Annotated in this window: 8 protein-coding genes; 3 read left to right on the top strand and 5 right to left on the bottom strand. The window is 46.4% G+C overall.

Annotation, left to right across the window (positions count from 1 at the left end):
- The coding region (locus tag VIP81_RS08200; RefSeq protein ID WP_331958263.1) for an FAD-dependent oxidoreductase at positions 1 to 1,310 on the bottom strand (1,310 nt) is incomplete at its 3' end.
- A 205-nt stretch (positions 1,311 to 1,515) separates the two neighbouring features.
- Between VIP81_RS08200 and folD the strand changes: the two genes are divergently transcribed.
- Complete coding sequence (gene folD, locus VIP81_RS08195; RefSeq protein WP_331958261.1) at positions 1,516 to 2,364, top strand: bifunctional methylenetetrahydrofolate dehydrogenase/methenyltetrahydrofolate cyclohydrolase FolD; 849 nt, start codon at positions 1,516 to 1,518, stop codon at positions 2,362 to 2,364.
- Between the two features lie 252 nt (positions 2,365 to 2,616).
- On the top strand, positions 2,617 to 3,120 hold the full coding sequence (locus tag VIP81_RS08190; RefSeq protein ID WP_331958259.1) for a DinB family protein: 504 nt from the start codon (positions 2,617 to 2,619) through the stop codon (positions 3,118 to 3,120).
- Here the strand turns inward: VIP81_RS08190 and VIP81_RS08185 are convergent, their stop codons facing one another.
- The 4 genes from VIP81_RS08185 to VIP81_RS08170 form a co-directional block, all read right to left on the bottom strand.
- Positions 3,121 to 3,606, bottom strand: a complete 486-nt coding sequence (locus tag VIP81_RS08185; RefSeq protein ID WP_331958257.1) for a DinB family protein — start codon at positions 3,604 to 3,606, stop codon at positions 3,121 to 3,123. It abuts the gene before it with no gap.
- 45 nt (positions 3,607 to 3,651) lie between these two features.
- Complete coding sequence (locus tag VIP81_RS08180) at positions 3,652 to 4,245, bottom strand: porin family protein (RefSeq protein ID WP_331958255.1); 594 nt, start codon at positions 4,243 to 4,245, stop codon at positions 3,652 to 3,654.
- A 126-nt stretch (positions 4,246 to 4,371) separates the two neighbouring features.
- Positions 4,372 to 5,478, bottom strand: a complete 1,107-nt coding sequence (locus VIP81_RS08175; RefSeq protein ID WP_331958253.1) for a Gfo/Idh/MocA family oxidoreductase — start codon at positions 5,476 to 5,478, stop codon at positions 4,372 to 4,374.
- Between the two features lie 196 nt (positions 5,479 to 5,674).
- The gene (locus VIP81_RS08170) at positions 5,675 to 6,205 is read right to left on the bottom strand and encodes an OmpA family protein (RefSeq protein ID WP_331958251.1); all 531 of its coding nucleotides are present in this window, start codon (positions 6,203 to 6,205) and stop codon (positions 5,675 to 5,677) included.
- Positions 6,206 to 6,614: 409 nt separating this feature from the next.
- On the opposite strand from VIP81_RS08170, the gene VIP81_RS08165 reads away from it, so the two are divergent.
- The coding region (locus VIP81_RS08165; protein ID WP_331958249.1) for a TIM-barrel domain-containing protein at positions 6,615 to 9,067 on the top strand (2,453 nt) is incomplete at its 3' end.

Genomic DNA, 9,067 nt, shown 5'->3' with positions numbered 1-9,067 from the left:
TCATTCTTTACCATACCGTTTACGACTATACGCTGACAGTTATGAGAATCCATATTATACGCCGCCATGCCTACGCCGTCGGTAACCGTTTCCCTGGCTTCACAGTTGGCCTGTGTCATCACATACTCGCCTATCATCCGTCGTACTTCTCTTACATACATTTGCGGCGACCAATGCCCATTATCCCGGTATTCATCTTTCGGATATCCCCAGGTAAGCATTTCTTCCCGCAGGTGGGCAGGTACCCGTTCATCATGGCCTATAAAGTATAACAAGCCTTTGGTATAAATTTCATGATCATGAATGATTTTTTTCCGCGTAGCATAATCAGCATCCGGATAATCGTAATTCATGCCGATCATATCGGTAGAAAAAGCGCCTTTGTTATTGATGTCTGTCTTGCCGTTGGGCATCAGATCCAGCTTGAGCAAGGGCGACAGGTTTTTCGGTTTTGTATTCTCCAGCAGGCGAAGTAATAATTCATATTTGGAAGGATCGTATCCTTCCGGCGCTGTAATCGGAATACGGTTAGCAGGTTGGTTACTCAAACAGATCCTGAAATTGTACGCCTGTACAAATTTATCTCCTGCGCCATGGTCGGCCAGGGTGCCGCTGGCAATTCCCCAGAGCAGGCCACTTTCCGGTTTGCCGGGTGTTTTATAGGGATCTATTCCATCGGGGAACTGATGTATTTCCCGCAGCTGTACACCGTTATAGGTTTCTTTATACTGGCTGTTAGCTTCACGGCCTACCGTATAAGCAATACCGGCTTTGGCCATCAGGTCACCTTCATAGGAGCAGTCGATAAACATTTTAGCTTTCACCACACGGGTATCTGCGCCGTCTACCACGATTTCCGTGATATAGCCATTTTCCTTTTTCGCACTGCTGATGGCGTATTCATAGAGTACCGGCACGTTGGCCGATTTGATATATTGCTGAAAAGCCGCTTCCGCTACACCGGGCTCAAAAATCCATTGTTCCAGTTTACCATAGTGCTGGCCCATGCGGCGGTAGAAGTCGCGCGACAGCCCCGTAATGGCATATTTATTACCAATGTCGGTGTACCCCAACCCACCGGAGGTAAGGCCGCCCAGGTGTTTATCCGGTGATACCAGGATCACGGTTTTGTGTAATTGCCTGGCGGTATAGGCCGCGATCACACCGGCAGAGGTGCCGCCATATACGCAGATGTCTACTTCTACCGGCGCGGCAGCATAGCATAGATTACCCGCAGGTAAGAGGCAACAGGCCCCCAGGAGGACGTGCTTATATCGCCCGAGGAGGGCGGAAATGATGTTCGTCTTCATACGTAGAATATAAATAATGACCGTTTAGGAGGTCCTATGTGATAAAGACGGAAAAACAAACGGAAGGGATTCGTTGTATAAAAAAATTTTTTGCTTCCTGTAATTCCGGGCAATCGGAATATTGAACTTTATGTGTGGTTAAGTATCTTTGTGCCCTTCAATGATTCGCAGGTACCGCAACAATTAACGAATAAAAGATTTTAATATGACAGCAACATCTATACTGCTAGACGGGAAAGCTTTATCCAAAGAAATGGAAGCTGATTTAAAGGTAAGGGTAGAAAAAATCATCGCACAAACAGGCGTAGTGCCGGTATTGGCGACTATCCTCGTGGGCAACGACCCTTCTTCTGAAGTATATGTAAAAATGAAAGGCAACGCCTGTGAGCGGGTAGGCATGAAATCTTTGCGGGTACATTTACCGGAAGCCACCACCACAGCGGAATTATTGGCGGAAATTGAAAAATTAAATAGCGATGACCAGATCTGTGGTATCCTGCTGCAGCATCCGGTACCTCACCAGATAGATGAAAGGGCCTGCTTCGACAAAATTGCCATTCATAAAGACGTAGACGGTGTTACCTGTCTGGGTTTTGGCCGTATGTCGATGAACGAACCAGCCTATGGCAGCGCCACACCGGCCGGTATTATGGAACTGCTGAAGCATTACAAACTGCCTATTGCCGGTAAACACGCGGTAGTAGTAGGTCGCAGCCCTATTCTTGGTAAACCGGTAGCCATGATGCTGCTGAATGAAAATGCCACCGTCACCATTTGCCACTCTAAAACCAGCAACCTGGCGGAACTGATCAAACAGGCCGACATCGTGGTGGGCGCGGTAGGCAGACCCGAATTTATTAAAGCAGAATGGATTAAAGACGGCGCCATTGTAGTGGATGCCGGCTATCATAAAGGCGGACTCGGTGATGTGGAAATAAACAAAGTAAAAGATCGTGCTTCCGCTTACACCCCCGTACCTGGTGGCGTTGGCCCGATGACCATCGCTACGTTAATAGCGCAGACGGTGGCATCAGCGGAAAAGCGGAAGGCTTAAAGCATAAAGCAAAAAGCATACAGGAAAAGCAGAAAGCTTAAAGCATAAAGCAAAAAGCGATTGGAGCGAATGAAAAAAGCGAATAGTTAATTACAAAATCGCTCCAATCATTCGCTCCAATCGCTTTTTGCTTTATGCTTTAAGCTTTCCGCTTTTCCTCCCCTGTCCCTTTCGACCCGCTACATTGTCGCATAAGCACCCGATGCAAACCAATATATCCCGCTAAGTTTGCAGTAGATAAATCGATCTGCTATGAAAGCACCATTAATCAGCGAAATAGATCACACCGGTAGCACCCTGTTACGGTTACTCTCTTCTTTTACAGAAGAGGAATTAAATACCGTGCCTTTTGAAGGTAGCTGGACAGCCGCACAGGTAGCAGAACATATCTGGAAAGCAGGCGACTGCAGCCTGCTCTACGGCCCGGCTACACCTACGGATCGTGCACCCGATGAAAAGGTCGATGCAGTAAAAGCCTTGTTCTTAAACTTCAGCATTAAAATGACATCGCCTGATATGATTCGTCCGGGTAATGACTATCTCCCTAAAGAAGTAATACTGGCTAATATCCACGACATATGGGAGAAGCTGACCACAGCGGCCAATACGCTCAATTTAACGGAGGAATGTCTTGCTTTTGAAGTACCTGGCTTCGGGCCGTTTACCAGGCTGGAGTGGATACAGTTTATCAATATACATACACAACGACATATACATCAGCTGCAAAATATACAATCGCATTTGATGCGCGCATAACTATACGTTCAGCACGATTTTCATTTTTTCTATTTGCCGCCGGTGACGGAGAATGTGTACAATGGCATGTTCCATCAGTTGTTCGATGTCGTACCACTGTCCCCAGTTGGTAAATATTTTCTTCGCCGGGTCGGATTGTTCCAGCTCATCGTCTTTAATGTGGTGGAATACTTCGGTGGTAAAGCGGAATGCATCTTCCAGATCAGCTACAAAACCGCTGACGGCTGTATGAAAAGATTTTTCCGGCTTTGTATAGGCATGTCCCTTGAAACGATGAATGTAACCGGCATACGAATACATAGCATTCGCCACATGCGCCAGCACGGTCTGAATGGAGGTGCAATCCGGATTGAGCGTTAGCGGATCAGCGATCGTTGCCAGCGCCCTATCCGGAATATCCGAAATCAACGTCACCAGTTCTCTTACTGCTTTTTCATATTCATCCAGTAAGGCGCCACTGGCGCCTTGTCTATATATTTTCTCCATTTTATAACTCCCCTGATAAAAGGGCAGCAATAAAATTAATGCATTCTATTTAAAATTGATGCCCAGTCCAATCTGTGCCTGCTGTGTTTTCCAGGAATAACGGTCATCGATATTATTTACATCCGTCAGCCCCAATACATAACGGGCATACACATGTAAAATATCGAACGTTAAAGTGGCGCCGGCAGCTACTCCCAGGTCACTGCGTTTAAAAGCAGCCTGGTTGTAAGTCAGCAGGTTTTCATTGGCATAAATTAAATAACTATACTCAGGTCCGGCATTTACCGTGATCATTTTGTTGATATTATAACGCAGTAATATGGGCAGGGTAAGATAACTCAGCTTAATGTTTTTGTTGGCCTGATCATTACTGTTGTGAATATAACGGGCGCTGAAATCATCGTCGCGTTTTGCGCCTGCCTGTGAAAACAATAGTTCCGGCTGAATCCCCCATTTCTTTGTAAAATCATAACTCGCAAAAACGCCAATTCTGCCACCTAAGGTGTAGTTTGGTTTTATCCCTTCTCCGTCCAGCTTGAACATATTCAGATCGGCCTTTATTCCGTAGTGTAATTGTTGCGCGTTCACTACGGAAACAACAGTGCATAGGATTGCCACTGCTAATAATCGCTTTTTCATAGTTGATCTATTTAACCATAAAGAAACGAATTGATCAGATGCGTATTGCAGCGGCATTCCCACTAATAGATGATCCTGCTGTTTTTCACTATCACGTGCGGAATTTCCTCGGCCAATCAAATAGGGTTAGATGCTCAGATTCACTTTTTGCCCTGTTTTCACCGCTTTGTAGATGGCATCAATGATCTTTAAATCCTTCAATGCCTCCTCTCCGTTCACCGGTACAATGGGTTGTTTTCCTTCCAGGAGGATGCCGGCCATTTCATCCATCTGCACCGTTTGGTGAGTCACATGTGGTTGTGTTAACTCCCCTTTACTGGTACGTCCTTTAATAGGACCATATCCGGTGGAAGGCCATAACTCCGCATATCCCTTTTCGCCGTCCAGGAAAAAGCGATCCAGGTTATTCATGTTGTAGGTAGATAAACAGGAAGCCACTGCCCCACCCGGGAAACCCAGCTGGAACTGGATGGTTTCATCCACACCGGCTTTAAATTTCACGGGGTCGGTTTTTGTTTCCTGTGCCGTTACCCATATTGGATCTTCTCCTACCATATAGCGGGAGCCATTGATCGCATAGATGCCGATATCCATCATAGATCCGCCACCGGCCAGTTGTTTATTTAACCGCCACTGGGTAGGGTCGCCAATTTTAAAACCACATTGTCCCTGAAAAAAAAGGATTTTCCCTAACTCGCCCGCCTTTCTCATGCGGATGATCTCCAGGGTTTTCGGTTCAAAGTGCATACGATATCCTACCAATAATTGCACCTTGGCTTTTTTGCAGGCATCGATCATTTCCTGTCCTTCCCGTGCATTGATGGCCATGGGCTTTTCGCAGATCACATGTTTACCGGCAGCGGCTACACGAATAACCTGGTCGTGATGCAGGGCATTGGGCGTGGTGATATATACCACGTCGATATCGGCGTTATTTTTTATTTGATCGAAGTTCTCGTAGTTATAACAGTTCTTTTCCGGAATAGCGAAGCGGCCCTGCCAATCCTTTATTTTGGCAGGCGTACCGCTGATCACGCCTACCAGTTTGGCTTTTACGCAAGACTGCATCGCGTCTGCCACCCGGTTGGCATAGCTGCCCAATCCCATAATAGCCACCCGTAATACGGGGCCATCATAGTTGTTCATACGCGTTGCCCATCCGGCGAGCGGCATTAAGGGCATTACCATGGCGGTAGCGGCAATTTTTTGCAGGAAGTCACGACGTGAGTTCATAACGGGAATATTTTGGGTTTCATGTATGGAATAATGATACAAAAAATATTCAGCATTTTTATGCGTGGAGGCGGCTAAAATATAACGGGAGGGGTATACGAAAATGAAGTGGGGAATAGCGGGGTAAACGGCGGCTTGCCTGAATCGGCTGAAGTAGCGGCAGGGCCGCTGTTGCGGCGCCTGCCTACCGAAATACTTAATCCTTTACATCATACAAAATCACAAACTCTACTCTTCTGTTCTTTGCCTTACCGGCTTCGGTGTCGTTAGTAGCCACCGGATCGCGGTCAGACAAACCCCAGGTGAACATACGGTCGTTGCTGACATTGAAACTGTTGAGCAATTGCTTCGCGCCCGTAGCACGTCTTTCAGACAAATCACGGTTATAGGTGGCAGCACCCGTGTTATCAGTATGGCCGGTGATCAGGATCTTTGTCTTGCTGTATTTGTTCAATACTTCCGCAAAGTGCCCGAATGTTGGCTTTACGCTTTCATTTACCTGGTCAGATGCGGTGGCAAAAAGAACGTTATTAGGGAAAATTACTTTCAGACTATCTTTGATGATGCTGACTTCGGCCTCATTTAATACGTTTTTCAGCTCTTTATATTGGTTGTTCATATACACCTGCTCACTGCTGCTTTTCTTTGAAGCAGCGCAGGAGGCCATAAAAACAACGGCTATAACAGCCAGCAGGCAGTAACGTGCCGTCAGGAGCATTCTTTTCATTATCTGGAATATTAGGGCACAAAGGTATGTAAAATAGCCATTATCAAGCGGTTGCGCCGACAATCTATAATATTCGTAAAAACATATATACGTCAGAGAAAACGAAATTTTCTGTGGCGGACCGGCATGGCAGTAAAATGACGGTGTGCAAGATGGCTGGTGCAGGAAGACCCGCGAATGTCACCGGAACGCCATTTAATCCCTGTTCATTTATCATTTCTTGTCCCATCCACTACTTTTATTTCTTTGCCGCTCAAGGCTTAGGGTGTTTTTATTTAGAGAAAAGAGAGAAATATCATTTCTTTGCGATCTTCCGATCTTAAACAGCAGGAGCAAAAAAACAGGGATTCTTTCGTTAACAAACGCAGTATCCGCATATATATTGGCTGATTTTAATGGTGAACAATTCATGAAAAAATTACTTTTATTAGTTCTTTTAGCCTTTTCTGGCGCCGCATCTTTTGCGCAGGAGGCCTCTCAAAAAACCAAAGTTTTCTGGCAGGAAAATTTCAAAACCGGGGAACTCCCGGCCGGATGGAAAAATGTGGATTCCAGCAAACGGGATTTAAACTGGATCATAACAGATCAGCCTTACCCAGGCTCCTATCAATACCAACAACAGGCGCCACCCATTGCATCTAAAAGCCGTGGCCATCATTTACAGTTTCAGGCAGGCTACTTTGTAGATGAAGATCAACCGTCCTGGGTGAAGAAAAAAGTATATCCGGATACGTGGATACAAACCAGCAGCATCGACTGTGCCAACAAAGCATCGGTGATCCTTCGCTTTCAGCACACCTTCCGGTACAACAGCGAATTTGCTGCCCCCGGCGCTGCACTGCTGGTAGGCGTGAGCACAGATGGCATCAAGTGGACCGACTACAACGTGATGAATAATGTGCCACCGGCCAATGATATGTTTATACCGATCAACCAGGAACTGAACATCACGGCCATCGCTGCTCATCAACCGAAAGTATATATCCGCTTCTACTGGAAAGGATTCTACAGCTGGTACTGGATGATAGATGATATTGAACTGGCAGAAGCTTACAAAAAAGATCTGGCGATTACCCGCCTGACTTCACATAATGAAGAAAAAAACACGTTTACGACCGCTGATGAACTGGCCGTTACCGTAAAAAATACGGGTATTGAAACCCTGAAATCAGCGTTTAAGGTTCAATGCAAAATCGATCAGCACAAAGCAATCGAAGCAGTAGTACCCGCCAATAAAAAGGGCCTTGCGCCCGGACAGGAACTCACCGTGAAATTTCCGGCAACAGATTTAACAGATCGTACCATGCATGCACTCGCCTTTACTTTGCAATATGCAGGTGACGAAAATGTGTTGAATGATACACTCCGTGCGCGGGTGAATGCCAAAGAATCACATGTTGGCAATCTGACCGGCTTCAAAGCAGCTGGCAATGAGTGTGATATCCAGGCTGGCTTGTCGGCTTTTAAACTGATTTTTTACACCGATGATATTTTCCGTATCTGGATGGCGCCGGATGGTGAGTTTACCAATCCTGCCGGCAACGATATTGTGGTGGATTATACACCGGGAAAATCGACCCTAACGGCAACGGATAAAGGAAGTTATTACCAGGTAAAAAGTAAAGATTGTATAGTACGTGTATACAAGCAACCATTGCGGTTTGCCATGTATGATATCACAGATACACGGGTGATCTGGGAAGAATCTGCGCCAATGTCTTTCGGTTCCAGCACCACACAAACCATGCAGCGTCAGCCTGATGAATATTTCTACGGCGGCGGTATGCAAAACGGTTACTTCTCACACCGCGGAACAGATGTATTAATTGAAAAAGGTAATGGATGGGATAATGGCGGCAGACCGAACCCTGCTCCTTTTTATATGTCCACCGCCGGATATGGCGCCTTCAGAAATACCTTTGATGTGGGCCGTTATTCTTTCAAAGAAAAATTACAGTTTGCACATAACGAAAACCGTTTTGACTGCTTCTACTTCTATGGTCCCGGTTTAAAACAGATCCTCAACGGCTATACGCAGATGACGGGTCGTCCTTTCCTGATGCCACGCTGGGCGCTGAGTTTAGGCGATGCCAACTGTTACAATCGTGGTGGCGCCGGTACCGACTCCAAAGCATATAAAGGCACCGGTACTACCGGAACCACACCGGATGTTATTCACCTGGTAGCCGATAAATATATAGAAAACGATATGCCACGTGGCTGGATCCTGCCAAACGATGGATACGGATGTGGCTATACGAAATTAGACTCTACCATTACAGAATTACACAAACGTGGTTTCTACACCGGCTTATGGACAGAAAACGGCGTTGACAAAATGGCGAGAGAAGTAGGTACCTACGGGTCCCGTCTGGCCAAGCTGGACGTAGCCTGGGTAGGTCCGGGTTATAAATTTGCCCTGGATGGTTGTAAAGCGGCATACGAGGGCATTGAAAACAACAGCAACGCGAGAGGATATATCTGGAGCGTAATGGGCTGGGCAGGCACACAGCGGTATTCTACCGTTTGGTCCGGCGATCAGTCAGGCAACTGGGAATATATCCGCTTCCACATCCCTACTATTATTGGTGCGGGCCTTTCTGCACAAAACGCCGCCACCGGCGACGTAGACGGGATCTTCCGCGGCAGTGATTCTACCTATGTACGTGACCTGCAATGGAAATGCTTTACGCCGGTATTTATGGTGATGAGTGGCTGGGCTAAGAAAAACAAACAGCCTTATCTGCAGGGAGATACCAACACTGCTACCAATAGAAAGTACCTGCAGTTGAAAATGAGAATGACACCGTACATGTACACCCTTTGTGCAGAAGCACATGAAACAGGTGTACCTGCTTCCAG

The sequence above is a fragment of the Chitinophaga sp. genome, assembly GCF_036566945.1.
GTDB lineage: Bacteria > Bacteroidota > Bacteroidia > Chitinophagales > Chitinophagaceae > Chitinophaga.
This window is presented reverse-complemented; position numbering and strand designations above follow the sequence as displayed.

Bases quoted from the DNA above. Each gene is read 5' to 3' on its own strand.
- VIP81_RS08175 (WP_331958253.1), bottom strand. From the start codon at position 5,478: ATGAACTCACGTCGTGACTTCCTGCAAAAAATTGCCGCTACCGCCATG.
- VIP81_RS08190 (WP_331958259.1), top strand. From the start codon at position 2,617: ATGAAAGCACCATTAATCAGCGAAATAGATCACACCGGTAGCACCCTG.
- folD (WP_331958261.1), top strand. From the start codon at position 1,516: ATGACAGCAACATCTATACTGCTAGACGGGAAAGCTTTATCCAAAGAA.
- VIP81_RS08170 (WP_331958251.1), bottom strand. From the start codon at position 6,205: ATGAAAAGAATGCTCCTGACGGCACGTTACTGCCTGCTGGCTGTTATA.
- VIP81_RS08185 (WP_331958257.1), bottom strand. From the start codon at position 3,606: ATGGAGAAAATATATAGACAAGGCGCCAGTGGCGCCTTACTGGATGAA.
- VIP81_RS08180 (WP_331958255.1), bottom strand. From the start codon at position 4,245: ATGAAAAAGCGATTATTAGCAGTGGCAATCCTATGCACTGTTGTTTCC.